The 25,326-nt window shown below is 62.9% G+C and carries 28 protein-coding genes and 1 tRNA gene; 16 read left to right on the top strand and 13 right to left on the bottom strand.

Going from position 1 to position 25,326, the window contains the following annotated elements; translation table 11 throughout:
* The first annotated feature begins 32 nt into the window (after positions 1 to 32).
* Positions 33 to 1,853, top strand: coding sequence for a translational GTPase TypA (gene typA, locus PI87_RS01920; protein ID WP_039595983.1), 1,821 nt, complete (start codon positions 33 to 35; stop codon positions 1,851 to 1,853).
* A 77-nt stretch (positions 1,854 to 1,930) separates the two neighbouring features.
* On the opposite strand, the gene metC is transcribed toward typA, so the two are convergent.
* From metC to PI87_RS01885, 7 genes are all read right to left on the bottom strand, one after another.
* Positions 1,931 to 3,118 carry a cystathionine beta-lyase gene (gene metC / locus PI87_RS01915; RefSeq protein ID WP_039596432.1) on the bottom strand — a complete coding sequence of 396 codons (1,188 nt, stop codon included), beginning with the start codon at positions 3,116 to 3,118 and terminating at the stop codon, positions 1,931 to 1,933.
* A gap of 26 nt (positions 3,119 to 3,144) precedes the next feature.
* Positions 3,145 to 4,731, bottom strand: a complete 1,587-nt coding sequence (locus PI87_RS01910) for a rhodanese-like domain-containing protein (RefSeq protein WP_039595982.1) — start codon at positions 4,729 to 4,731, stop codon at positions 3,145 to 3,147.
* A gap of 92 nt (positions 4,732 to 4,823) precedes the next feature.
* Entirely contained in the window at positions 4,824 to 5,417 is a 594-nt protein-coding gene (locus PI87_RS01905) for a cysteine dioxygenase family protein (protein WP_039595981.1), read from the bottom strand.
* 55 nt (positions 5,418 to 5,472) lie between these two features.
* Positions 5,473 to 6,228, bottom strand: coding sequence for an amino acid ABC transporter ATP-binding protein (locus PI87_RS01900; protein WP_039595980.1), 756 nt, complete (start codon positions 6,226 to 6,228; stop codon positions 5,473 to 5,475).
* A 29-nt stretch (positions 6,229 to 6,257) separates the two neighbouring features.
* On the bottom strand, positions 6,258 to 6,950 hold the full coding sequence (locus PI87_RS01895; RefSeq protein WP_039595979.1) for an amino acid ABC transporter permease: 693 nt from the start codon (positions 6,948 to 6,950) through the stop codon (positions 6,258 to 6,260).
* 4 nt (positions 6,951 to 6,954) lie between these two features.
* Positions 6,955 to 7,647 (bottom strand): amino acid ABC transporter permease, encoded by a 693-nt coding sequence (locus PI87_RS01890; RefSeq protein ID WP_039595978.1) that lies wholly within the window; start codon positions 7,645 to 7,647, stop codon positions 6,955 to 6,957.
* Positions 7,648 to 7,663: 16 nt separating this feature from the next.
* Positions 7,664 to 8,488, bottom strand: coding sequence for a transporter substrate-binding domain-containing protein (locus tag PI87_RS01885; protein WP_039595977.1), 825 nt, complete (start codon positions 8,486 to 8,488; stop codon positions 7,664 to 7,666).
* Positions 8,489 to 8,674: 186 nt separating this feature from the next.
* On the opposite strand from PI87_RS01885, the gene PI87_RS01880 reads away from it, so the two are divergent.
* A complete protein-coding gene (locus tag PI87_RS01880) occupies positions 8,675 to 9,544 on the top strand; it encodes a LysR substrate-binding domain-containing protein (RefSeq protein ID WP_039595976.1) in 870 nt (289 codons plus the stop codon).
* On the opposite strand, the gene PI87_RS01875 is transcribed toward PI87_RS01880, so the two are convergent.
* Entirely contained in the window at positions 9,537 to 10,442 is a 906-nt protein-coding gene (locus tag PI87_RS01875; protein ID WP_039595975.1) for a sterol desaturase family protein, read from the bottom strand. The two genes, PI87_RS01880 and PI87_RS01875, sit on opposite strands and share 8 nt — an antisense overlap.
* A 147-nt stretch (positions 10,443 to 10,589) precedes the next feature.
* On the opposite strand from PI87_RS01875, the gene PI87_RS01870 reads away from it, so the two are divergent.
* The 3 genes from PI87_RS01870 to PI87_RS01860 all read left to right on the top strand — a co-directional run bounded on the left by PI87_RS01870 (position 10,590) and on the right by PI87_RS01860 (position 12,942).
* Entirely contained in the window at positions 10,590 to 11,699 is a 1,110-nt protein-coding gene (locus PI87_RS01870; protein ID WP_039595974.1) for an enoyl-CoA hydratase/isomerase family protein, read from the top strand.
* A 43-nt stretch (positions 11,700 to 11,742) separates the two neighbouring features.
* On the top strand, positions 11,743 to 12,777 hold the full coding sequence (gene dusA / locus PI87_RS01865; protein WP_084209860.1) for a tRNA dihydrouridine(20/20a) synthase DusA: 1,035 nt from the start codon (positions 11,743 to 11,745) through the stop codon (positions 12,775 to 12,777).
* Between the two features lie 89 nt (positions 12,778 to 12,866).
* Positions 12,867 to 12,942 (top strand) — tRNA-His (locus tag PI87_RS01860).
* Between the two features lie 42 nt (positions 12,943 to 12,984).
* On the opposite strand, the gene PI87_RS01855 is transcribed toward PI87_RS01860, so the two are convergent.
* Entirely contained in the window at positions 12,985 to 13,377 is a 393-nt protein-coding gene (locus PI87_RS01855; RefSeq protein ID WP_039595972.1) for a nuclear transport factor 2 family protein, read from the bottom strand.
* Between the two features lie 139 nt (positions 13,378 to 13,516).
* Between PI87_RS01855 and PI87_RS01850 the strand changes: the two genes are divergently transcribed.
* Together PI87_RS01850 and PI87_RS01845 are read left to right on the top strand one after the other, a co-directional pair.
* On the top strand, positions 13,517 to 15,256 hold the full coding sequence (locus PI87_RS01850) for a dipeptidase (protein ID WP_039595971.1): 1,740 nt from the start codon (positions 13,517 to 13,519) through the stop codon (positions 15,254 to 15,256).
* A 16-nt stretch (positions 15,257 to 15,272) separates the two neighbouring features.
* Positions 15,273 to 15,584, top strand: coding sequence for a cupin (locus PI87_RS01845; protein ID WP_039595970.1), 312 nt, complete (start codon positions 15,273 to 15,275; stop codon positions 15,582 to 15,584).
* Between the two features lie 326 nt (positions 15,585 to 15,910).
* Here PI87_RS01845 and PI87_RS01840 read toward each other — a convergent pair whose 3' ends face one another.
* Both PI87_RS01840 and lexA read right to left on the bottom strand, forming a co-directional pair.
* Positions 15,911 to 16,093 (bottom strand): hypothetical protein, encoded by a 183-nt coding sequence (locus tag PI87_RS01840; protein WP_039595969.1) that lies wholly within the window; start codon positions 16,091 to 16,093, stop codon positions 15,911 to 15,913.
* A 118-nt stretch (positions 16,094 to 16,211) separates the two neighbouring features.
* Entirely contained in the window at positions 16,212 to 16,865 is a 654-nt protein-coding gene (gene lexA / locus PI87_RS01835; protein WP_039595968.1) for a transcriptional repressor LexA, read from the bottom strand.
* Positions 16,866 to 17,108: 243 nt separating this feature from the next.
* Between lexA and PI87_RS01830 the strand changes: the two genes are divergently transcribed.
* The 9 genes from PI87_RS01830 to PI87_RS01790 all read left to right on the top strand — a co-directional run bounded on the left by PI87_RS01830 (position 17,109) and on the right by PI87_RS01790 (position 23,950).
* The gene (locus PI87_RS01830; RefSeq protein ID WP_039595967.1) at positions 17,109 to 17,885 is read left to right on the top strand and encodes a ferredoxin--NADP reductase; all 777 of its coding nucleotides are present in this window, start codon (positions 17,109 to 17,111) and stop codon (positions 17,883 to 17,885) included.
* 135 nt (positions 17,886 to 18,020) lie between these two features.
* A complete protein-coding gene (locus PI87_RS01825; protein WP_198139497.1) occupies positions 18,021 to 19,016 on the top strand; it encodes an asparaginase in 996 nt (331 codons plus the stop codon).
* Between the two features lie 93 nt (positions 19,017 to 19,109).
* A complete protein-coding gene (gene rpsF / locus PI87_RS01820) occupies positions 19,110 to 19,478 on the top strand; it encodes a 30S ribosomal protein S6 (protein WP_039595966.1) in 369 nt (122 codons plus the stop codon).
* A gap of 44 nt (positions 19,479 to 19,522) precedes the next feature.
* A complete protein-coding gene (priB, locus tag PI87_RS01815; RefSeq protein ID WP_039595965.1) occupies positions 19,523 to 19,849 on the top strand; it encodes a primosomal replication protein N in 327 nt (108 codons plus the stop codon).
* 12 nt (positions 19,850 to 19,861) lie between these two features.
* On the top strand, positions 19,862 to 20,140 hold the full coding sequence (gene rpsR, locus PI87_RS01810) for a 30S ribosomal protein S18 (RefSeq protein ID WP_039596430.1): 279 nt from the start codon (positions 19,862 to 19,864) through the stop codon (positions 20,138 to 20,140).
* Positions 20,141 to 20,164: 24 nt separating this feature from the next.
* Positions 20,165 to 20,617, top strand: a complete 453-nt coding sequence (gene rplI, locus PI87_RS01805) for a 50S ribosomal protein L9 (protein WP_039595964.1) — start codon at positions 20,165 to 20,167, stop codon at positions 20,615 to 20,617.
* 143 nt (positions 20,618 to 20,760) lie between these two features.
* Positions 20,761 to 22,149 carry a replicative DNA helicase gene (locus PI87_RS01800; RefSeq protein ID WP_027677550.1) on the top strand — a complete coding sequence of 463 codons (1,389 nt, stop codon included), beginning with the start codon at positions 20,761 to 20,763 and terminating at the stop codon, positions 22,147 to 22,149.
* A gap of 149 nt (positions 22,150 to 22,298) precedes the next feature.
* Positions 22,299 to 22,925, top strand: coding sequence for a DUF47 domain-containing protein (locus tag PI87_RS01795; protein WP_039595963.1), 627 nt, complete (start codon positions 22,299 to 22,301; stop codon positions 22,923 to 22,925).
* A 14-nt stretch (positions 22,926 to 22,939) separates the two neighbouring features.
* Positions 22,940 to 23,950: an inorganic phosphate transporter gene (locus PI87_RS01790; RefSeq protein ID WP_039595962.1), complete on the top strand. Its 1,011-nt coding sequence runs from the start codon at positions 22,940 to 22,942 to the stop codon at positions 23,948 to 23,950.
* Positions 23,951 to 24,020: 70 nt separating this feature from the next.
* On the opposite strand, the gene PI87_RS01785 is transcribed toward PI87_RS01790, so the two are convergent.
* Together PI87_RS01785 and PI87_RS01780 are read right to left on the bottom strand one after the other, a co-directional pair.
* A complete protein-coding gene (locus PI87_RS01785; protein ID WP_039595961.1) occupies positions 24,021 to 24,737 on the bottom strand; it encodes a C40 family peptidase in 717 nt (238 codons plus the stop codon).
* A 151-nt stretch (positions 24,738 to 24,888) separates the two neighbouring features.
* Positions 24,889 to 25,314, bottom strand: a complete 426-nt coding sequence (locus tag PI87_RS01780; RefSeq protein ID WP_039596429.1) for a hypothetical protein — start codon at positions 25,312 to 25,314, stop codon at positions 24,889 to 24,891.
* Between the last annotated feature and the right edge of the window lie 12 nt (positions 25,315 to 25,326).

Genomic DNA, 25,326 nt, shown 5'->3' with positions numbered 1-25,326 from the left:
GCTCGTGTCACGTCTTTTCGAGTTCACATCCCATGCGCGCGCTTCGCAACATCGCCATCATTGCCCACGTTGACCACGGCAAAACCACACTGGTCGACCAGCTCCTCCGCCAAGCCGGTACGTTCCGCGAGAACGAGCAGCTCACTGAGCGTGTGATGGATTCGAACGACATCGAAAAAGAGCGCGGCATCACCATCCTGGCCAAGAACTGCGCGGTCGAATACAACGGCACGCACATCAACATCGTCGACACCCCGGGGCATGCGGACTTCGGCGGTGAAGTGGAGCGTGTGCTGTCGATGGTCGACGGCGTGCTGCTGCTGGTGGATGCCGTGGAAGGCCCGATGCCGCAAACGCGTTTCGTGACGCGCAAGGCGCTGGCCCTGGGCCTGAAGCCCATCGTCGTGATCAACAAGGTCGACCGTCCGGGCGCACGTCCGGAGTGGGTGATCAACCAGACCTTCGATCTGTTCGACAAGCTGGGCGCCAATGATGACCAGCTCGACTTCCCGGTGGTGTACGCCTCGGGCCTGAACGGTTACGCCGGCCTGACTGACGACGTGCGCGAAGGCGACATGAAGCCGCTGTTCGAGACCATTCTCGACAAGGTGCCGCAGCGTAACGACGACCCGAACGGTTCGTTCCAGCTGCAGATCATCTCGCTGGACTACTCGAGCTACGTTGGCAAGATCGGCGTGGGCCGTATCACGCGTGGTCGCGTGCGTCCGCTGCAGGACGTGGTGGTCAAGTTCGGTCCGGAAGGCAACCCGATCAAGGGCCGCGTCAACCAGGTGCTGAAGTTCCGCGGCCTGGAGCGCGAGCTGGTGCAAGAAGCCGAAGCCGGCGACATCGTGCTGATCAACGGTATTGAAGAACTGGGCATCGGCTGCACCGTCTGCGCCCCGGACGCCCAGGACGCGCTGCCGATGCTGAAGGTGGACGAGCCGACGCTGACCATGAACTTCTGCGTCAACACCTCGCCGCTGGCTGGCCGTGAAGGCAAGTTCGTGACGAGCCGCCAACTGCGCGACCGTCTGGACCGCGAGCTGAAGTCGAACGTGGCACTGCGCGTGAAGGACACTGGCGACGACACGATCTTCGAAGTGTCGGGCCGTGGCGAACTGCACCTGACGATTCTGGTGGAAAACATGCGCCGCGAAGGCTACGAGCTGGCCGTGTCGCGTCCGCGCGTGGTGTTCAAGGAAATCGACGGCGTGAAGCACGAGCCGTTCGAGCGCCTGACCGTGGACGTGGAAGACGGCCACCAGGGCGGCGTGATGGAAGAGTTGGGCCGCCGCAAGGGCGAACTGCTCGACATGGCATCGGACGGCAAGGGCCGTACGCGTCTGGAATACCGCATTCCGGCCCGTGGCCTGATCGGCTTCCAGGGTGAGTTCCTGACGCTGACGCGCGGCACCGGCCTGATCAGCCACATCTTCGACGACTACTCCCCGGTCAAGGAAGGCGACCTGGGTGAGCGCCACAACGGCGTGCTGATCTCGCAGGACGACGGCGCTGCCGTGGCCTACGCGCTGTGGAAGCTGCAGGATCGCGGCCGTATGTTCGTGTCGCCCGGCGATGCGCTGTACGAAGGCATGATCATCGGTATCCACAGCCGCGACAACGACCTGGTCGTCAACCCGATCAAGGGCAAGCAGCTGACCAACGTGCGTGCGTCGGGTACCGACGAAGCCGTTCGCCTGGTGCCGCCGATCCAGATGTCGCTGGAATACGCTGTGGAATTCATCGCTGACGACGAGCTGGTGGAAGTCACGCCGAAGAGCATCCGCCTGCGCAAGCGTCACCTGAAGGAACACGAGCGCAAGCGCGCATCGCGTGAAGAAGCGGTCTGATCGACGGTCGATCTGCCAAGAAGAACGCCCCGAGGTTTCGGGGCGTTCTTTTTTTCGTCTGGCGTTGGCGCCGAGCGCTATTCCTGAATGTGGGCGAATGCTTGTGCCAAGTCGTCGATCAGGTCTTGCGGATCTTCCAGGCCGATATGCAAACGGACGATCGGGCCTGCGAGAGACCAATCCGTGCACGTACGCGTGCCGACCACGTTGCTGACGGTCGCCAGGCTCTCGAAGCCGCCCCAGGAGGCGCCGATGCCGAACAGCGCGAGTGCATCGACGAAGCGTCCGGCGGCTTGCGCGTCTGCTTGGGCGAATTCGAACGAGATCAGCCCGTTGGTGCCGGTGCAATCGCGTTGCCACAGCGCGTGCCCAGGATCTTCGGGGAGGGCGGGGCAGAAGACGCGCGCCACCTCCGGACGCGCGATCAGCCAGTGCGCGACTGCAAGCGCGTGGCGCTCATGCATCGCCAAGCGCGCGCCCAATGTGCGCGTGCCGCGCAACACGAGATAAGCGTCGTCGGGGCTGACGGCCACGCCCTGGGCGTCGCACATCGTGGCGAGCGGTTGCCAGCTGGCTTGCGTGGTGGTGACGGTGCCCATCATCACGTCGGAGTGGCCGCTGAGGTACTTGGTTGCCGCCATGACCGACACATCCGCGCCGAGCGTGAGCGGGCGGTATTGCACGCCCGAGCCCCACGTGTTGTCGGCGACGACCAGCGCGCCATGGCGATGTGCGATCTCGGCCAGCGCGGGTAAGTCGCACATCTCGTAGACAAGCGAGCCGGGGCACTCCACGTAGACGAGTTTGGTCGTTGGACGGAGCTGCTGTGCGACGTCGGTGCCGTCTGCGCGGAAGTAGCTGACTTCCACGCCCCAGGGCCGCAGGAACGTATCGACGAAATGGCGCAGCGGCTGATAGACGCAATCGGCAATCAGCACGTGATCACCGGGGCGCACGAAAGCCAGAAAGACCATCGAGATGGCGGCGAGGCCCGTGGGGAAGAGCCGCGTTCGATAGCCGCCTTCGAGCTGCGCGACAACGTCTTCCAGCGCAAAGCCCGTTGGGTTGCCGCGTGCGCCGTAGGTGAACATCCGCTCGGTGCCGCGACGGCGGCGCGCGTCGTTCATGGCGTCCATCGAGTCGAACAGCACGGTGGAGGCGCGCACGACCGGCGGGTTGACGGCCCGGCCGCCCTCAAAGGCCGGCGAAGTGCCGCCCTTGACCAAGCGGGTGGCCAATCGTGGCTCCGTTTTTTGCGATGACATGGTGCGTAGACCCCGTTGGTTGCGTGTCATGGCTGCGTGGCACCGGTGCCCACGCGGAAGGCGCCGAGTTCCTGCGCATCGAGCTGGGCGAGCAGGCCGGTCTCCCAGGCCAGGTATTGCCGGGCCGCAGCCTTGTTGCCGTCATGCCGATCATGCACGAAGAAGAGGTAGTCGATGCAGTCGGCGTCGGGCGGGACGTTCTCGGCACCTTCGGTGGCATGGCCTGCAGCTGTCCACGCGGCAAAGCCGCCGGCGAGCAGTTTGATGCGCGATGTGGTGTGCCACTCAGCGGCAACGAGTTCTGCGATGCGCGGGTCGTCGGCAATCAGTACGGTATCGCGGTCGGCCGCCAATGCTGGCAAGCGCGGGCGAATGGCCCACGTGGCGCCCGGCACATGCGCACGGCGGAAGGCCATGCTCGGCCGAAGGTCGACCACCTGAACGGTGCCAGCCGCAAGCGCACCGGCGAGTGCATCTGCGCTGATCTCCGGCAGCGGTTGCTGCGAGACCGGGGCGGGAATGGGCAACGCCGCATCGCTCGCCAACCCCTCATGTAGCCCGCCATGCAACACGTAGGCATCGTGACCGAGTTGCCGCAGCCAGCCGGCGACGATCGGCGCGCGTACGCCGTCAGCATCAAACAGCACAAGGCGGGCATGGCGTACGCCGACGTATTGGTCGGTCGCTTGGATCAACTGGCCGCCCGGCGCATGCTGCGCGCCTGGCAGGCTGCCGGTGGCGAATTCTTCTGGCGTGCGGACATCGCACAGGAACACGCTGTGTTCGCCTTGTGCAGCCCAGCGCGCGAGCATTGCTGCATCCACTTCCGGCACAGCAAAGCGGGTCGCCAGTTGCTGGCTGGCCTCGCGCATGTCTTTGACCGTGGCCGGCGTCACCGTGTCGGGGTAACGGCGTGTGCTGCCGTGCTCCAACGGGAGGTCCTCCAGAAACCAGCCTTGCGTGCCGTTCTCCAGTGCCATCACCGGGTTGGGGATGCCGAGGTTGATCAGCGTTTGCGCGCCGATGATGCTGCGCGTGCGGCCCGCGCAATTGACGACGATCGGTGTCTCCGAGTCCGGTACGAGTTCGCGGACGCGGTAGCCGAGTTCGCCGTTGGGGCAACAGATCGACGACGGAATCGTCATCTTCAGGTATTCGCTGACAGGGCGACCGTCGAGGATGACGACCGCATCGCCACGCTCGCGCATGGCGGCAAGTTCGCGTGCGGTGACGCGCGGCGTGTGATACGCCATCTCGACGAGTTCGCCGAACGTCTTGGAGGGCACGTTGACGCCGGCAAACAGCGTGAAGCCGGCGCGCGTCCAGCCTTGCGCGCCGTCTTGCAGCACGTGCACATCGGTGTAGCCGATGGCGGCAAGGCGTTCGGCAGCGCGAGCGGCAACGCCGTCGTTGTCATCATAGACGACCATGCGTACCGCGCGGCGCGGCGCCAGGCGTGGGGCGTCGATCTCCAGGCGGCTGTAGGGCAGCGGGATGGCGTAGAAGAGATGGGCTTCACCGTACTGGCCGTGCTCGCGCACGTCGAACAGCGCGATCTCAGCGCCGTCGTGCAGCCACGCTTTCAGGGTCTGGGCGGTAACGAACGATGTCATATCGATGCGGGATCGAATAAAAAGGGTGAGCGCGGTCCTCCGCGCACGCAGCGCGGATTTCAAGCAACGCGTTTTGGGTTGAGGCTGGCCGGTTAGCGGCGCGTCTTCACGCCGATGCCCATGGTCTGGTAACGGCCAGTCGCCAGGTCAAACGTGATGCGCTCGCTGAGCGTCTCAAGCGCGCGCCCGTACATGTGCAGATGGCGGATCGGCGCTTCGCCCTTGATCTCGACGGCGTGGATGTCTTCGGCCGCCAGCGCGATGCCGGTGCCGGGTTCGACGACAACGGTGCCGGTCATCTCCAGCGTGCCGACGCCGGGCGTGGCGCGATCGTCGGTGCGGCGGTAGACGTAGTTGTATTCCGTGCCATCCACCGCGGCGATGCAGGCCCACGTGGTGTGGTTGTGCGGCGTGATCTTCTTGCCGGGACGCATGACATTCAGATACAGCGCGTAGGTCTGGTCGGCATCTTCGTGGATCAGGTAGCGGGCTTGCAGCTCACCGTCGGTCGGCGGTGGGAAGTCGGCTTCCTGCCAAAGCTCCGCGCGCGCGGCGAGCCCTTTGACTTGTTTGAGCACATCGGCCAGTGCGGGGCGCGTTTCGCCTTCCGGGGCGAGCGCGGCTTTCATGGCTGCAATGGCATCGTTCACGGCTGCTTGGCGTTGTTGAGGAAGCGAGGTGGACATCAGTGATTTCTCCTGGCGAGTTTGGGCGCGTTGGGTGTTGTTATGGTTGTGGGTTTCAGGCGACCAGCGCGGCAGCCAACGGTGCCGGACGCAGGACGTCTTGCAGAAAGCGCTGGGCGCGTGCGTGCTTCGGGCGGCTGAAGAACTGGTCCGGCGGCGAGTCCTCCAGCAACGCGCCTTGGTCCATGAACCAGACGCGGCTCGATACATCGCGCGCAAAGCCCATCTCGTGGGTGACGATCATCATCGTGAGGCCGTCGTCGGCCAGCTCGCGCATGACGTGCAGTACCTCCTGCACCATCTCGGGGTCGAGCGCGCTCGTCGGCTCGTCGAACAGCATGAGCGGCGGCTTCATCGCCAATGCGCGTGCAATGGCCACGCGCTGTTGCTGGCCGCCTGAGAGGTTGGCCGGCATCGCGTCGATCTTGTGCGCGAGCCCGACCTTGGCGAGCAGCGTTTCTGCCTGAGCCATCGCCTCGTCGCGCGACATGCCGAGCACCTTGGTCGGCCCGAGAATCAGGTTCTGCCGCACCGACAGGTTCTGGAACAGGTTGAAGTTCTGGAACACAAAACCGATGCGCGCGCGCAGCTGGTTGACGCGCACGTCGCGCGCATGCACGTCGCGCCCGTCAAAGCGGATGCAGCCGCCCTGGATGGCTTCCAGCCGGGTGACTGTGCGGATCAACGTGGATTTGCCCGAGCCCGACGGCCCGCACACGACCACGACTTCGCCGCGCTCGATGGTGGCGTCGATACCTTTGAGCGCGTGGTAGTCATCGTAGTACTTATCGACGTTTTCAAATGCCAGCATGGGATGTTGTCTCCGGCAAGGGTTTGTTCCTAGGCAAGCCCAGCGCGACGGCGGGCGATGCGGCGCTCCAACTGCCCGGCAAAGCGGGAGATGGCGAAGCACAGCACGAAATAGAAGGCGGCCAGCACGAGAAAGGTCTCCAGCGGCTTGGTCAGCGTGATGGTGTTGACCTGGGCGGCCGAGTAGGTCAGCTCCGGCACGCCAATCACATAGGCAAGCGACGTCGCCTTGATGATCGACACGAACTGGTTGACGATCGACGGCAGCATGTTGGCCAGCGCCTGCGGCAGTTGCACGTAGCGCATGCTCTGCAGCCATGACAGGCCGTTCGAGCGCGCGGCTTCCATCTGGCCGCGCGACAATCCTTCGAGCCCGGCGCGGACGATCTGCGCAAGGAATGCGCTTTCGTACACGATGATGGCGCATACGGCCGTCGTGAATGCCGATACCTCCGTGCCAACCACCAGCGGCACCGCAAAGTACGCCCAGAAGATGATCATCAACAGGGGGATGCCGCGTACCAGGCGTGTCCAGACGCCCGCACATTTGCGCAGCCAGTTGCAGGGGCTGACCTGTGCCAAGCCGATCAGCACGGCAATCGGAAACGACATCACCAGCCCCAACACCGACAGGATGAGCGTGACGGCGACCCCGCCCAGCGGGCCATTCGGCCACGCACCTACCAGAAACAGCGCCAGATAGTCATGCAGGATTTCAAGCATGGCGTCAGACCCCCAGTGGCGTCGTGCGACGCTTGGCAACCCGATCCGACAGCGACATCAACGCCAGCGTGCCGAGCAGATACAGCAGCGTGGCGATGAGGAATACGTCGAAGGTGCGGAAGGTGAGGTTGTCGATCTGCCGCGTGCGGTAGAGCAACTCATGCACCCCGATGGCCATCGCCAGCGAGCTGTTCTTGAACAGCAGCAGCGCCTGGTTGAGCAGCGCCGGCAGTGCCACGCGAATCCCCTGCGGCAGGATCACGTAACGCAGCGACTGCAGGTGCGTCAGTCCGATCGACCACGCGGCTTCCTGCTGCGTATGTGGAATGGCACGCAGCCCGGAGCGCAGGTCTTCGGAGATGAACGCACCCGAGTTCAGCGCCAGCGCAATGGCCGCGAAGAAGAACTCGGTGTTGCCGGCGTTGATCCACTCCCTGAGTGATTCGGGCAGCAACTGCGGCACGCCGAAGTACCACACCAGGATCTGCACCAGCATCGGTACGTTGCGGTGGTACTCCACGATCACGATGACGAACGCTTTGAACGCGCGCACCGGCAGCGCACGCAACGTGGCCAGCGAAATACCGACTGCGATGGCCAGCAGGCCCGAGACGACAAACAGACGCAGGGTGGTCAGGATGCCGTCTCGGAAGAGGCGCAGGTAGCCGTCTTCGAGCAGGAACGAGAGATCGAACATGTCGGCGGCCCGTGGGTTACTGGGCCTTGATCGGTTCGACCTTGTAGTCGCGCGAGAACTTGTAGACCGACTTGGCGCCGAGCCATTTGTCGAAGCTCGTCTGCAGGCCGCTGGATTGATCGTAATCCGCTAGGACCTTGTTGATGGCGGCCATCAGGGCGGGCTCGTTCTTGTTCATCACCACGCCCCAACGCTCTTCATAGACCGGTGCCGTCAGCAGGCGATATTGCTGCCCGCCTTTCTGCGCCGCCTCATTGGCAAAGCGCGCCAGCACGAGTTGCCCCGCCACCAGCCCATCAACCTTGCCTTGCTGCAGGGCCAAATATGCCGACGAAATATCGTGGAACGTCAGCAGGCGTGAATCCGGCAGGCGCGTGACCGAGACCGCTGCCGAACTGGAGCCTTCCGACGCGGCGATCTTCTTGTTGGCGAGCTGGTCCAGCGTCTGAATGGGCGAATCCGCACGCACCAGCACACGGATAGGCGCAACGAAATACTGGTTGCTGAAATCGACTTGGTTTGCGCGGGCAGGCATCCATGCCACAGCGGCGGCCAGCACATCCACGCGATGCGTCTTCAACTCGGGGATGCGCGCGTCGGTCGACAGCGCGGGGTGCTCAAGCTTGACCCCGAGCCCCTGGGCCAGCGCACGGCACACGTCGACATCAAAGCCCACGATCTGGCGCGTGGCGGCGTCAGGAAAGGCATAGGGTTCACTGGCATTCTGCGTGCCACACACCAGGGTGCCGCGTGACTTGATGTCAGCCAGCGCATCGGCGTGTGCGAAGTTTGCCAAGGTCAGGGCGGCCATCATCCCGGCCGCGACGTTTCGTGCCCACATGTCTTTCCTCCTTTGTATGAAACGGGTCCAACGCTTGACCGCTTGCCCAGCGGCCCGGGTGTCTGCCTGAATTACTTCAGTTTTGTTTGGGTTTTCTGCAGGTTATCGGCCAAAATTACCCAGGACAATTTAATAATTGGCCTGAATCCATTAGAGGCTCTGAAGTGTTCGGGCAAAGACAACGCGATGCGGAACCTGGATATCGACCTGCTGCGCACCTTCGTGGCGATTGCGCAGCATGAAACCTTTGCCGCAGCCGCTGCGCGCGTGGGGCGGACGCAATCTGCCGTCACCCAGCAGATGCAGCGTCTAGAGGAGGAGATGGGGTGTGCGCTGTTCGAGAAGCGCGGCCGTCACAAGATGATGACGCCGGATGGCGTTCGGCTCGTCGCCTATGCGCACAAGATCCTGGCATTGAATGACCAGGCCGTGCAGGTGATCCAGACGGGTGGTCCGGCTGAGAAGATCCGCATCGGCTCGCCACACGACGTGGCGGATTCGATCCTGCCAAACCTGCTGCGCAGGTTGTCCAAGCTCTCGCCTGAGTTGCAGATGGAAATCAACGTCGGCCGCAGCCCGTTCCTCATGGACGCACTGCGCGACAAGACGCTCGATCTGGCGATCTCCACCCGCTATGACGATGCCTTTCCGGGCATCAAGCTGCGGACGTCGCCCATGGTGTGGATCTGCGCGGAAGACTTCATCTTCAATTCCGCCGCGCCGGTGCCGCTGGTGATGGCGGATGAGTTGAGCCTGTTCCGCCAGCTATCGATCGAGTGCCTGGATGCGCACCATATTCCGTGGCGCACGAGCTATCTCTCGCCAACCCTGACCGGCATCCGGGCCGCGATCAGCGCCGGGCTGGGCGTGACCGCACGCACGACTGAACTGCTCGACGCAAACATGCGCGTGCTGACCGAGGCAGATGGCTTGCCGCGCCTGCCGGAAGTCGCGTTCTACCTGTATGTGCAGCCGACGTGCACGAGCCCGGTGTTGCGCGAGCTGTTTGATTCGACCAACCATATCGCGACGCGCTTCGGGCCGCCGTTCATGTGAGCGGCATCGCTTCGGCCGTCATCGTCGAACGCGGGCTGCGCCACTCGGGCGGCTTCCACAGATAGCGGAGGTCCCGATCACGAAGCACATCCGCCCACATGTCGCGCCACTCGTGGAAGGTGAGGGTAATTGGGTTGTGCGTATGGACTTGCCGCGTGATGCCGAACACGGGCGCTTCTTCTTCGGGGACAAAGCTGCCGAACATGCGATCCCAGATGGTCAGCACACCGGCGTAGTTTCGGTCGATGTACTGTGGGTTCTTGGCGTGGTGCACACGATGCACAGACGGCGTGTTGATGTATTGCCCGAGCCAGCGCCAGAAACCCGCGTAGCGTGAATCCAGTGCACCCAGCCGCGTGTGCACGAAGAACTGGAACGCCAGGTTCAGGCCCACGGCCAGGATCACCCAATCCGGCGTAAAGCCGATCCACGCGAGCGGAATCCAGAACAGCCACATCCCCGAGATGGGGTAGGTCAGACTCTGGCGGAAGGCAGTCGAGAAGTTCATGCCTTCCGACGAGTGGTGCGTCACGTGTGATGCCCACATCCAGCGCACGCGATGGCTGGCGCGATGGAAGAAGTAGTAGAGAAAATCCTGCAGCAGCAGGAGCAGGGCGAACGACCACCATGTCTCGGGCACCGCGCGCAGGCCGTGGCTGTACGTCCATGAATAGACTGTCTTGACCATCAGCCACAGGAAGAACGCATCCGACGCCTGGTGCATCAGTGCGAGGCAGGCGTTTGAAACGGTGTCCTTCAGGCTGTAGACGGACGGATCGCGCTTGCGCCAGTACCAGGCCTCCGCACCGATGGTCAGCAGGAAGACCGGCGCGAAGGCCAGCAGGATCAGGCCTGGGTCAAAACTGGATGCGCCCGGGGCGCCGTTGGCAGGATTCATTGATTGTTGTGGTGTGTGTTGTCTCCAACTCGCAGATATACGCCCAACATCTGCGCCGCGAAAGAGGGTGCGCTAGAGCCCTTCCTCGCTTGCGCGGTGCGTCGTGTACAGTGCGACCCGTCATTCCCAAAACACAACACGAGACACATGCAATCCACTGCTCCCGCCGCGCCCCAGACTGACGTCCAGCCCAACGTGATCGCTGAAGTACGCGGTGGCATCGGCTGGCTGACGCTGAACCGGCCGCAGGCGCTCAATGCACTGTCGCTGGAGATGATCCGCGCGATGTCACATGCGTTGATGGCCTGGCAGCACGATCCGGCAGTCCACGCCGTCATCCTGCGCGGCGAGGGCGGCAAGGCCCTGTGCGCGGGTGGCGACATCCGTTTCTTCCACCGCGCCGCCACGGCGGGCGACCCGCAACTGGTTACGTTCTTTACCGAGGAATACCGCCTCAACCACCTGATCTTCCAATACGCCAAGCCCTACATCGCGCTGATGGACGGCGTGGTGATGGGCGGTGGCATGGGCATCTCGCAGGGCGCGTCGCTGCGCGTGGTGACCGAGCGCACGAAGATGGCCATGCCTGAGACCAACATCGGCCTGTTCCCCGATGTGGGCGGCGGCTGGTTCCTGGCGCGCGTGCCGGGCCATGTGGGCGAATACCTGGGCGTGACCGGGCAGATGATCGAGGCGGCAGATGCGCTGTCGATCGGCCTGGCGGATTGCCATGTCACGACTGAGGCGTTGGCCACCGTCGTGCAGCGCTTGCGCGAAGGGGCTTGGCAGAGTGCCGAGCAGATCGTCGCGTGCTTCACCGAAGCGGCAACCGCGCCGGGCGCCGCCAAAGCGCTTATTGGTCCGCACCGCACCGCAATTGACGCGTGCTTTGGTCAAGCAACCGTCCCCGCCATTCTGGCCGCACTGGCTGACAGTACCGATGCCGACTGGGCTGCACAGACCGCAGCTCACATGGCCAAGCGTTCGCCGATGATGATGGCCGTGACGCTGGAATTGATCCGCCGCGGCCGCCATACCACGCTGGCCGACGAACTGCGTCGCGAGTTGGACATGATGACGCACGTGTTTGCTGAAGGCGACGGTGTCGAAGGTATTCGCGCACTCGCTGTCGACAAGGACCATTCTCCCAAGTGGAAGCACGCGGGCATCGATGCTGTGCGTGACGATGAGGTGGCCGCCTTCTTCGTCTCGCCCTGGCGCCGTGAGCAGCACCCGCTGCTGGGGTTGTCGGACTAGAAACCGGTAAACTGCGCGCCTGAATTGAACTGTTGATTTTGCTGTGACCGCTGAACGCCCCACGCCGAACCCACGTCGCCTGTCCGTCGCGCCCATGATGGACTGGACGGACCGCCACTGCCGTTTTTTCCATCGTCAGATCTCGCACCACACCTGGCTCTACACGGAAATGGTGACAACCGGCGCGCTGCTGCACGGCGACGTACCACGCCACCTCGACTTTGATGAGGTCGAGCACCCCGTGGCGCTCCAGCTTGGCGGCAGCGAACCCGGCGATCTGGCACAGGCTGCACGCCTCGGCGAGCAGTGGGGTTACAAAGAGATCAACCTCAATTGCGGTTGCCCGTCCGAGCGTGTGCAGCGTGGTGCGTTCGGCGCGTGCCTCATGGCCGAGCCCAAGCTGGTGGCCGAAGGTGTCAAGGCGATGCGTGATGCAGTATCGATTCCGGTCACGGTCAAGCATCGCATCGGCATCGACGCCGTCGAGACCTACGACTTCGTGCGCGATTTCGTCGGCACCATCGCTGAAGTCGGTTGCGAGACGTTCATCGTCCATGCGCGCAACGCCATCCTGAAAGGCTTGAGCCCGAAGGAAAACCGCGAGATTCCGCCGCTGCGCTACGAGGTCGTCTACCAGCTCAAGCGCGATTTCCCACATCTGGAGATCCTGCTCAACGGCGGCGTACAGACGCTGGAGCAGATCGACACGCACCTTGCACACGTCGATGGCGTGATGATCGGCCGCGAGGCGTATCACCATCCGCATCTGATGGCCGCGTTTGACGCGCGTTATTACGACGCCGGCACGCAAGCCCTCACGCGCGCCGAGGTGGAGGACGCGATGATTGCCTACGTCGGTCGCTGGGTGGAGCGTGGCGGTTATGCCGGCGCGGCGGTGCGGCACATGCTGGGGCTGTATCGCGGCGTGGCGGGTGCGCGCGGCTGGCGGCGTGTGCTGTCGGACTCCAAGGCGCTTGCTCGCGTCAGGACGCTGGCGGATGCCCATGCACTGTTTGATGAGGCGCGTGCGCACTTGCGGCGGGGTGATGAATCGGGCGAGGAGGCGGTCGCAGCATAAATTGCAGCACCCCCTAGTCACACCGACAGAATGCTCGTATAATTTCGTTTTTCGCCGAGCAGTAGTCAGTTTGTACTGTTCGTACGACGGTGGCCGTAGCTCAGTTGGTAGAGTCCCAGATTGTGATTCTGGTTGTCGTGGGTTCGAATCCCATCGGTCACCCCAAAGTTTCAGTAGAAAAGCCCGCTTCTGCGGGCTTTTTTGCGTTCAGGCGTCTGCGACTACCGTCCCCTGGTGGTACACGACCTTCCAGCCGTCTGCGGTGCGTCGCCAAAGCGTTGCCCGGCGTGTCGTGCGATTCGACTGCACCAGCGTGTACGTCAGCAGATAGTTGTCCGGCGCGATCTCCTGGCAGCGGAAGTCCCGCGTTTGCCAGAATTCTTCCCCGATGTGTCCATGCCGGGCATCCAGCACGCCGAGCACGTAGCTGCGGCTATAGCGCTGGCCTGAGGCGCCGGTTTCCCAGAAATCCTCCGTGGTCATGCGCTCGAAATCTTCGCGGCGAGTACCGAATTCCGGCCGGTGGAAGATGGGCTCGCGCCGGCGCAATTCTTCCAGCACGTCAAGCAGCGTGGGGGCGGTGTCCAGACACGGTTCCATGTGGCGAGCCTCCTGGGAAAGCACCAAGCATAACCCGCAACGCTGCACGGCCCGAGCAGCCGGGGTTGTGGCACTGCACAATGCGCACATCAGGCATCGCCCCTATGATGGCGCCTTCGCCTTTTTCGGAAACGTTTCAATGCAACGCACTGCTCGCACTGTCCATATGGGTCTGTCCTCGCTGACGGTCGTCTTGTCACTCGCGTTCGGTACCGGCGCCTTTGCTGTCACGCTCCAAAAACCTCAGCTTGACGCGCTGGTCGCGGCGGAGCAATCCAAGGCTTCGGCTGACCTGAATAGCTTCCTGGCTGCCGCGGCCAAGGCGGATCCGCAGGTTGCAGGCAGCGTTGCCGCGTATCAGAAAAAGGCTGCGCTGACGGGCGATGATCTCGTCAACATCGGCCGCCTGCTCGGTGTCTATAACCGTTTGCACAATCAGCAAGCCGTGATTGGGTCGATCGAGAAGATGGTCGCGCTGCCCACCGTGCGCGACGACAAGGTTCCGCAGCATGAGAACCCTGCCATCGTGGCGTTCGGCAAGCTGATCGAGGGCATGGCCAATGACTTCGGCCTGAAGTATCGCAACGTCGACAATCGCGTGTTCGAAGTCACGCTGCCCGGCACCGGCTCGGACGAATTCGGCATCCTGACGCACGCCGACGTCGTGCCTGCCAAGGCCGAAGAATGGGTGCTCAGCGATGGCACCAAGCTCGATCCGTTCAAGGTCACGCGCGTAGGCAGCCTGCTGTACGGTCGCGGCACCATCGACGACAAAGGCTCGATTGCCGCGGCGCTGTATGCCATGAAGACGGTCAAGGACAGCGGTGTACCGCTCGCGCGCACGATCCGTCTGATGATCGAGACCACGGAAGAAACCGGCGGCGATGGCATGAAGTACTACCGCGAGCGCACGCAACTGCCGGCGTACAACATCGTGCTCGACAGCAAATATCCGGCCGTGGTGGCGGAAAAGGGCACGGGCGCGCTGAAGGTGTTCTTCCCGGCTCAGGCTGGCGATGCTTCGCGTACGGCCATTGCTTCGATGACGGGCGCGGCGTCGGCCAGTTCCATCCCGCAGACGGCGACCGCCACGCTTAAGGGGGGTGATCTGGGTGTGGCCGCCGCCGCGCTCGAAGCCAAGCGCGATGCCTTTGTAAGCAGCCTGGCCGCGCAGGGCAAGTTCTCGATCGACATCACGCGCAATGCGGACAGCATTGTCGTGAAGGTCACTGGCACGTCGGCGCACGGTTCGCGTCCGGAAGAGGGTGTCAACCCGCTGCCGCGCCTGGCGCTGTTCCTGCGCGCAGCAGATATTGGCTTGGCCGACAACGCCTACGCCCACGCAGTGCGTTACCTCGCCGACCTGTACGGCACCGATTACCTAGGTAACACCATGGGCCTCGCCTACAAGGACGACTTCATGGGCCCGTTCACCATCTCGCCCACCGTGATCGGCGACAAGAACGGCCGTGTGGAGGTGACCGCCAACGTGCGCATGCCGCGCGGCAAGACGCCCGATGCGCTGCGCGGTGAGATCGCCGGCAAGATCAACGCATGGGCCAACACCAACCACGTCGCGCTGGAAATCAACCACGACCAGGGCAACTGGATGGCGCGCGATCCGAAGGGCGCCTGGCTGTCGACGCTGCTCAATATCTACGGTGACACGACTGGCCTAGACGCCAAGCCCGTGCCAACTGCGGGCAGCACGACCGCCAAGCTGATGCCGAATGCCATCAACTTTGGCCCGGCCATGCCCGGCAAGAAGTACACCGCACACAACGCCAACGAGTACAAGGAAGTGCCGGATCTCGATCTGGACATGCAGATGTTCACCGAGATGCTGGTGCGTATCGGCAACCTGCCGTCGATGCAGTAACTGCCGTACGATCGCCATGAAGATCATCCGCGCGAAATCGTTCACTGCAGAGCGTGCCTGGGGTGCGCTCGACATCGCCAACATGGGCGGCATCACGACGCGCCTGCATTGGACTGATCACCCTTACCGCTGGCACGTGAACGATGGCGAGGAAGTCTTCGTGGTGCTCGACGGAATCGTCGACATGCACTATCGAGAAGCCGGCGAAGAGAAGGTTGCGGCGCTGGAGCCGGGCGACATCTTCTTTGCGGGCATTGGCTGCGAGCACGTGGCACATCCGCGCGGTGCGGCGCGGATTCTCGTCGTGGAGAGGGCCGGCAGCGTCTAGTTGCTGGCCGGGGCCGCCGCGGCGAAAAAAAAGCCCGCGGTCAGCGGGCTTCGAATTCAGCGATCTCAATTGCCCCTGAGGGCACTAGCAATACTACTGTCACGCACGCCAAACAAAATCCGGGTAAACGTCCGTTTTGCCAGCGAAACACATCGCGAATGTGGCGCTGCGTCAACATGTGGACAGAAAAAACAGCCCGCTCAAATGGCGGGCCGAAAATCAGTTGAAGAAAGCCCTGTCCTCAGGGCCCGGCCAGTGTATGAAATCAGTTGCGGCGGCAGCATTGGGGAATGCCCTGATCGGTGCCACCATCTGATGCATTGGTGTCAACAACGCTCGGCACCCGCCGGGCGCGCGGCTGCTGGAATGGCGTCCAGCATGCGGCAGATCGCGGCCATGCTGCCGACCATCGTACGGCGTTGTTCCCCTTGATAGATGCGCACGCCTTGGGTTTGGCGATAGGGCACCGGATGTACCGGGCGGCGGGAAGACATCGATCCGAGTCGCATGGCAGACCTCGTGAGTTCAGGTGAAAAAGCGGGCGGCAAGACGCCGCCCCGGCGAGCCAATGGCTCACCTCCGGGTAGCACAAAACAGCGAAGGAAACGGCGCGGGTGCGCCTGAGACTTACGGGGCGGCTGGCCGGATCAGGCCAACAGCCAAGCCTTCCAGGTGGAACTCATCGCGATCCAGGTCGACGTGGATCGGCTCAAAATCCGGGTTCTCGGCAATCAGCTCAACATGACGGCCTTTGCGCTGGAAGCGCTTGACCGTGACGTCGTCGCCCAGGCGCGCGACGATGATCTTGCCGTTGGCGGCTTCGGTAGCGCGCTGCACGGCCAGCAGGTCGCCATCCAGAATGCCAGCGTCGCGCATACTCATGCCGCGCACCTTCAGCAGGAAGTCGGGCTGGGTAGAGAACAGCGACGGATCGACCTGGTACTGCCGATCAATATGCTCGGCAGCCAGGATCGGGCTGCCTGCAGCCACGCGGCCAACCAGCGGCAGCGTCAATTGCATCAACCCCATCGACGGCAGCGAGAACTGATGCTGGGTGGCATCGGCGCCTGTCGCCCGCAACCGGATGCCGCGCGAGGCCCCCGGTGTCAGTTCGATCACGCCCTTGCGCGCCAGTGCCCGCAGGTGTTCTTCGGCGGCATTGGCCGACGAGAAACCGAACTCCGCGGCAATCTCGGCGCGGGTGGGCGGAAAGCCGGTGCGCTGGATTGTCTGGCGGATCAGGTCGTAGATCTGTTGCTGGCGGGGGGTGAGGGTGGCCATGGATGCACTGTATATCTGAACAGGTGCTGTGATTTTATACAGTGATGCGGGAAGCGCAAGTGATTTCGTTGTGACGTGTTGCGCGAGCACGCCGTCACCTCTGATCCACGTCAAAACCTATGCGGCTGGTTAGAAGCTTATGCGCAATCGATGCAGGCGCAGGCGGAGCGAATCGCATAAAATCAAGGCCTTGACCGATTTTGCACCGCCATAAAGCCTCCTTGGGCTGGCCCGAACGTCACTATGTCCGCTTTCAATCAAGAGACCGTTCTGAGCGTCCATCACTGGAACGACTCGCTGTTCAGCTTCAAGACCACGCGCGACCAGGCGCTGCGCTTCCATAACGGCCATTTCGTCATGATCGGTCTGGAAGTCGAGGGCAAGCCGCTCATGCGCGCTTACAGTATCGCCAGCCCGAACTATGAAGAGCATCTGGAGTTCTTCAGCATCAAGGTGCAGAACGGCCCGCTCACGTCGCGCCTGCAGCACCTGAAGGTGGGCGACAAGCTGCTGGTGAGCAAGAAGCCGGTCGGCACGCTCGTGCTGGACGACCTGCTGCCTGGCAAGAACCTCTACCTGTTCGGCACCGGCACCGGTCTGGCACCGTTCATGAGCATCATCCAGGACCCCGACACCTACGAGCGCTTCGAAAAGGTTGTGCTGCTGCACGGCGTGCGCCAGGTGAGCGAACTCGCCTATGCCGACTTCATCACCAGCGAGCTGCCGAACAACGAATTCTTCGGCGACCAGGTGCGCGACAAGCTGATCTATTACCCGACTGTTACGCGCGAGCCGTTCCGCAACATGGGTCGCCTGACCGACCTTGTCGACAACGGCAAGCTGTCCGCCGACATCGGCCTGCCGCCGATGGACCCGGCCGTGGATCGCGCCATGATCTGCGGCAGTCCGGCTATGCTGGAAGACACCTGCAAGCTGCTCGACGCGCGTGGTTTCAAGATTTCTCCGCGCATGGGCGAAGCCGGTGACTATGTGATCGAACGCGCCTTCGTCGAGAAGTAAGCGACGCTGCTTGTGCTGCAAACGCCGGCCTGTGTGCCGGCGTTTTGCTTTGGTGCTCGCCCAAGGGCAATCCCGCGTCGGCAAAGGCGGGGCGCGCGGATACAATGCGCGCCTTGCCCACAACGCATGTCCGCAATGATGTCCTTGCCTACCATTGCCATCCTCGCCACCGGCGGCACGATCGCCGGATCTGCCGATGATGCCGGCTCCGCTGCCCGCTACCGTGCGGGCGCCGTGCCCATCGATCAGCTGCTTGCTGCCAGCAAGCTTGGCTTGGAGCGCATCGCCAATGTGCGTGCCGAGCAGGTCGCGCAGATCGACAGCAAGGACCTGACCTTCGATGTGTGGGAAAAGCTGGTCACGCGGATCCGTCACTGGATCGACGTTGAGCGCGTGGATGGCGTGGTCATCACGCACGGCACGGATACGCTCGAAGAGACGGCCATGCTGCTGCACCTGACGCAGCAGGGCGATACGCCCATCGTCGTGACGGCGGCGATGCGTCCGTCGACATCGCTGTCGGCGGATGGCCCGCTGAACCTGCTGAATGCTGTGCGTTTGGCGGCCAATCCGGGCTCGCGCGGGCGCGGTGTGCTGGTGGCGCTCAACCAACGCGTGCACGCGGCACGTGACGTACAGAAGGGGCATACCTACGCGGTGGAGGCGTTTGTCTCGCCGGACAGTGGCCCGGTGGGTTTTGTGCTGGACGCGCAGGTGCAGTTTTCGCGCGCGACTCAGCGTCCGGCTGCGGCCGATGTGTTACCGATGCCGTCGGCGGGTCAGTGGCCGTGGGTGGAAGTGCTGGCGAGCTACGCGCAGCCGGATGCGCGGCTGGTCGATACGTTGGTTGCGGCGGGCGTGAGGGGGCTGGTGATTGCAGCCACCGGTGCAGGCTCCATCCACGCGAATCTGGAGGCCGCGCTTGAGCGCGCCAGCCAGCAAGGTGTTTTTGTGCTGCGCTCGACGCGTACAGGCGCGGGTGTCGTGCCGGCGCAACCCGGCGGGCAGGGCTGGGCATCGAGTGGCGCGCTCAATCCGTATAAGGCGCGGGTGCTGCTGATGCTGCTCATCGCAGCTGGGCGTGCTCAGGCAGAAACTGCCTCCCTGCAGCAAGTCATTGATCGGTATTGAAAAAATCGTCCAAGCCTGCGTATAATGGCAGGCTAACCAACCTTGCTGCACCGGAGTGTGACGCCCGGGCGGCTTAATCCACAAGGAGCGTCAATGCGTCATTACGAAATCGTATTCATCGTCCATCCGGACCAGAGCGAGCAAGTGCCCGCGATGATCGAGCGCTACAAGAGCACGGTCACCACGCAAGGCGGCCAAGTGCACCGCGTCGAGGACTGGGGCCGTCGCCAACTGGCCTACATGATCCAGAAGCTGGCCAAGGCTCACTACGTGTGCATGAACATCGAATGCGGCAAGGAAACCCTGGCCGAGCTCGAGCACGCGTTCAAGTTCAACGACGCTGTGCTGCGTCACCTCATCGTTCAGACCAAGAAGGCTGAAACGGCTCCGTCGCCGATGATGAAGGAAGTGGCACGCGAAGAGGCCAAGAAGGCCGCCGCTCAAACCGAACAGGCCGCCTGATGTCGCGCGGTGCGGCGCGTAGCTAACCCACGCCCACCGCGAGCATGAACGGAAGTCACGGGGACAACGCCATCAACCATCTGCAGCTCGTCGCCACACTGGTCGAGCGTGAGGTGATGCGATACACCCCAGCCGGCGTGCCCATCGTCAATTGTCTGCTGACCTACAGCGGGCAGGCGATGGAAGCGCAGACAGCGCGACAGGTCGAGTTTTCGATCGAAGCGCTGGGCGCCGGCAAGATGGCCTCCGTTCTGGACCGCATTGCACCAGGCACTGTCCTGGATTGCGTCGGATTCCTGGCTCGCAAGCACCGCAGCAGCAAGACACTGGTCTTTCACATCTCCGGATGTAACGTATTCGTAAAGGATTGAATCATGGCATTCATGAACAAGAAGCAGCGCGACGCGAAGAACAAGAAGCGCTTCCAGCAGCAAAACCCGCTGTTCAAGCGCAAGAAGTTCTGCCGCTTCACCGTGGCAGGCGTTGAGCAAATCGACTACAAGGACGTCGATCTGCTCAAGGACTTCATCGGCGAGAACGGCAAGATCACTCCGGCCCGCCTGACCGGCACGCGCGCGATCTATCAGCGCCAGCTCGATACGGCCATCAAGCGCGCGCGTTTCCTCGCGCTGATGCCGTACACCGATCAGCACAAGAAGTAATCGGCGCGGATAAGGAGAAAAACGATGCAAGTCATTCTGCTGGAAAAAGTCATCAACTTGGGTAACCTGGGCGACGTGGTGCGTGTGAAGGACGGTTACGCCCGTAACTTCCTGATCCCGCAAAAGCAAGCACGCCGTGCAACGGCGTCGGCGATCAAGGAATTCGAAGCTCGCCGTGCTGAGCTGGAAAAGCTGGCCGCTGAAAAGCTGGCTGCTGCACAAGCCGAAGGCGAAAAGCTGAACGGCCTGACGCTGCAACTGTCGCAAAAGGCTGGTGTGGATGGTCGCCTGTTCGGCTCCGTCACCAACCACGACATCGCTGACGCGCTGAACGCACAAGGCTTCAAGGTCGAGAAGGCGCAAGTGCGTCTGCCGAACGGCCCGCTGAAGACCACGGGCGATCACCCGGTTGTCGTGTCGCTGCACACCGATGTGGCAGTCGACGTGAACGTGTCGGTGCAGGGCGAGACCGTCTAAGTACGTACGCTGCACCTCGCGGCTCCCGGGGCTTCCGGCTGGCGCGAGTCAAGAAGGCAGGGACGAAAGTCTCTGCCTTTTTTTGTTGTCCTTTGTGTCAGGGGTTCAGATTGAAGACCGAGCAGCGCCGCTATAATCCCGCCATGAATGCGCCCTCCGATCCCCAGCTCGATTCCCTCAAAGTGCCGCCGCATTCCATCGAGGCCGAACAATCGGTGCTCGGTGGCCTGCTGCTGGACAACGCCGCCTGGGATCGCATCGCCGACTTCATCAACGAGCACGATTTCTACCGCTACGACCACCGGCTGATCTTCCACAACATCGGCAAGTTGATCTCGCAGGCCAAGCCGGCCGACGTGATCACGGTGTACGAGCAGTTGCAGGCGGCGGGCAAGGCGGAAGAGGTGGGTGGCTTGGCCTACCTGAACGCACTGGCGCAGAACACGCCGAGCGCGGCCAACATCCGCCGCTATGCGGAAATCGTCCGTGACCGTGGTGTGCTGCGCCAACTGGTAACGATTGCCGACGAGATCTCCGCCGGCGCCTTCAACCCGCAGGGCCGTGACGTACGCCAACTGCTGGATGAAGCGGAATCCAAGGTGTTCGCGATTGCCGAAGAGGGCTCGCGCGGGCAGAAGGGCTTCCTGGAAATCCAGCCGCTGCTGACGCAGGTGGTCGAGCGTATCGACGAGTTGTACCACCGGGACAACCAGAGCGACATCACCGGTGTGCCGACGGGCTTCGTTGACCTCGACCGTATGACCAGCGGGATGCAGGGCGGTGACCTGATCATCGTGGCCGGCCGTCCGTCGATGGGTAAGACCGCGTTCTCGCTGAACATCGGCGAACACGTTGCGGTGGAGCAGGGGCTGCCGGTGGCGGTGTTCTCGATGGAAATGGCGGGCACGCAGCTCGCGATGCGTATGCTGGGTTCAGTCGGTCGGCTGGACCAGCACCGTCTGCGCACGGGCCGCCTGCTCGACGAGGATTGGCCGCGCCTGACGCATGCCATCCAGAAGATGAACGACGCGCAGCTCTTCATCGACGAAACGCCCGCGCTGAACCCGATGGAGCTGCGTGCACGCTCACGCCGGCTGGCGCGCCAGTGCGGTCAACTCGGCCTGATCGTCATCGATTACCTGCAGCTGATGTCGGGCTCGGGCGGTGGCGAAAACCGCGCGACGGAAATCTCGGAAATCTCGCGTTCGCTCAAGGGCTTGGCGAAAGAGCTGAATTGCCCGGTGATTGCGCTGTCGCAGTTGAACCGAAGCCTGGAACAGCGCCCGAACAAGCGCCCGGTGATGTCGGACTTGCGTGAATCCGGCGCTATCGAACAGGATGCTGACGTGATTCTGTTCATCTATCGCGATCAGGTTTACAACCCCGATTCTCCGGACAAGGGCACTGCCGAAATCATTATCGGTAAGCAGCGTAACGGCCCGATCGGTACTGTTCGGCTCACGTTCCTGGGCGAATATACGAAGTTCGATAATTTCACCGGTGGCAACGCCTTCTTCGACAACGACACGTAACGCATTTTCGTGTCGGCCTGCCACAACGTGCCACGCATGATGCGCGCTCGGTTCCGGTAAAATATTGCGTTTTGATGACAGCGCCCGCGGTGATCCCGTCCGGCGCTGTTTTTACGACTCTCCTGCGTTTTCCGTTTTCAAGGATCATCATGTTCGGTCGCTTCATGCCCACCGAAGGCAAGTTTTTCGAATACTTCAACCAGCACGCCGAGTGCGCCGTCAAGGCAGCCCATGCGCTCAAGGAGCTGGTCAACGACCTGCCCAATGCAGAAATGCATGCGCGCAACGTGCAGAACTTCGAGAAGAAGGCCGATCGCATCACGCATGACACGATCGAGCTGCTGCACAAGACTTTCATCACGCCGCTCGATCGCGACGAGATCCACAAGCTGATCACGACGATGGACGACATCCTCGACCTCATGGAGGACGTGTCGCTCACCATCTCGCTGTACGACGTCACCAACGTGACCGACGAATCGCGCCAGCTCGCAACGATCTGCGTGGCTTGCTGCGAGGAAGTCCGCAAGGCCGTGGCGCTGCTCAGCGACATGAACAATGGCCGCCAGATCCTGACCATCGCACAGGAAATCGACCGCCTCGAATCGGAAGCCGACCGCGTGATGCGCGCCGCCATGGCCAAGCTGTTCCGTACCGAAAACGACATCAAACTGCTGATCAAGTTGAAGGCGATCTACGAGCAACTGGAGAGCGTCACCGACCGTTGCGAGGATGTCGCCAACATCATCGAAGGCATCGTGCTCGAAAACGCCTGACGAGACGACGCCTCATGCATACGCTTCAGATCAGTCTCTGGGTGGTCGTCCTGCTGGTGGGGCTGGCCATCGTGTTCGATTTCATGAATGGCTTCCACGACGCGGCCAACTCCATCGCCACGGTGGTGTCGACCGGCGTGCTCAAGCCGCAGCAGGCAGTGGCAATGGCCGCAGCCTGCAACGTGATCGCCATTTTCATCTTCCACCTCAAGGTTGCCACCACGGTTGGGCGCGACACCATTGATCCGTCGATCGTCGACCACTACGTCATTTTCGGGGCGCTTGTCGGGGCCATCGCGTGGAACATCATCACGTGGTACTACGGCATCCCGTCGAGCTCGTCGCACGCGCTGATCGGCGGCCTGATTGGTGCGGCCGTGGCCAAGTCCGGTACGGGTTCGCTGGTGGCGAGCGGTCTGCTCAAGACGGTGGCCTTCATCCTGATTTCTCCGCTGCTGGGCTTTATTCTCGGGTCGATCCTGATGGTGGCGGTGTCGTGGTTGTTCTTCCGAACGCCGCCATCCAAGGTGGACCGGTGGTTCCGGCGGCTGCAGTTGCTGTCGGCCTCGCTGTATAGCCTGGGTCACGGCGGCAATGACGCGCAGAAGACCATCGGCATCATCTGGATGCTGCTGATCGCGGGTGGTTACGCTTCGGCCACGGCGGATGCACCCCCAGTGTGGGTCATCGTCTGCTGCTATGTGGCGATCGGCCTGGGCACGCTGATGGGCGGCTGGCGCATCGTGCGCACCATGGGGCAGAAGATCACCAAGCTCAAGCCGGTGGGCGGTTTCTGCGCTGAAACCGGTGGTGCGCTGACGCTGTTCCTCGCATCGGCGCTGGGTGTGCCTGTGTCGACGACACATACGATTACCGGTGCCATCGTCGGGGTGGGCTCGGCACAGAAGGCTTCCGCCGTGCGCTGGGGCGTGGCGGGCAACATCGTGTGGGCGTGGATTCTGACGATTCCGGCGTCCGCATTCATGGCTGCGATTGCCTGGTGGATCGGCCGGCACGTGCTGTAAGCCGATTCCCAACGCGGAAAGCGAAACGCCCACCAATCGGTGGGCGTTCTGTTTTGGGATTGCCGATGCGCTATTGCGTGGCGAAACGGGCGATAGGGTCGTCGTCCACAGGCATGGCGGCCGGCGTGTTGCGCGCGCGGGCGAGGGCGCCAAGCGGATCGTCGTCGAGCGTCCGGGCCGGTGCGGCAGGCGTTGCCAGGGCCGGGGTGACGGCGGGAGCAGGCTCATCCGGCAGGTTGCTGACGGCCACCACGCGGCGCGCGCCCATGTAACGACGGGCCCAGTACGACTTGGTCATGTCTTCCAAGCGCACCGTGCCGCCAGTCGCCGGTGCATGCACAAAGCGGTTCTGGCCAACGTAGATGCCAACGTGCGAGTTTGGTTGACCAGTGGTGTTGAAGAAGACGAGGTCGCCCGAGGCCACATCGCGGCGTTCCAGCGAGGTGCCGCGCCGCCCCATTTCAGCGGCAGTACGGGGCAGATTGACGGAGGCGGCGCGCTGTACGACGTAGCGCACGAGCCCGCTGCAGTCGAAGCCGGTGTCAGGCGTATTGCCGCCGTAGCGGTACGGCGTACCGACCAGCGCCATCGCCTCAATGGAGATTTCTTCCAGCCCCGCGCTCGGATCGTTGATCGTGGCGCCGCGCGTGCGCAGCCCAGTGGTGTCGCGCGAGGCGGTGGAGCGGGTAGGCGTTGACGAACAGGCGGACAGCAGGCACACCAGGGCCAGCAGGGCAGCGCCTGCCAGTCGGGTATTGCCATGAGGAAAGCTGTGCCGCGTCAGCATGCGCCATCAGGAAAGTCCGGATAGCTCGCATGCTATGCGCTCGGCGCCATAAAGCCAAACCAGGCCAGATGGCGTGTTGGTGAGGCGCAACGCCAAGCGGGGCGCGGGTCTGTGGAATTGGCCCCGATGGCGTCGCGGTTTGCGGGCGGTGTTACCAGCGCAACTGCACGTTACGCGTGCTGCCGGTCTGCACCGTAGCGCGCTTGGTCGTGCCTTCGTAGGTGGCGATGACGTTGTAGCTGGCCGGCGGCGCCTTGATCAGACAACGCGGACCATCAGCGCGGAAGCTCGCGACTTCCTTGCCGTGTCGGGTGATTTGAACGTCAACGTCGGCGAGGTATTCGCCGCGCGGCCCCTGTGTGAACAGCAGGGACAGGTTGTAGTTGCGCGCTTCGTCGTTCAATGCTTGTTGTTCATCCTGGGCAACGCCACCACAGACGTAGCTGATCTGACCGGCGGTCTGCGGCGTGAGGTTGTTGCCAAGCGCGGTGGACGCGCCGGCGGACAACAACATCGCCAGCGCGACCCAGGGGAGTGTCGAGCGCGTACGGAACTGCGGATTTCGCTGCATGAACATCATCGAGCCTCC

It is taken from the genome of Ralstonia sp. A12 (assembly GCF_000801955.1).
In the GTDB taxonomy this organism is placed as follows: domain Bacteria; phylum Pseudomonadota; class Gammaproteobacteria; order Burkholderiales; family Burkholderiaceae; genus Ralstonia.
This window is presented reverse-complemented; position numbering and strand designations above follow the sequence as displayed.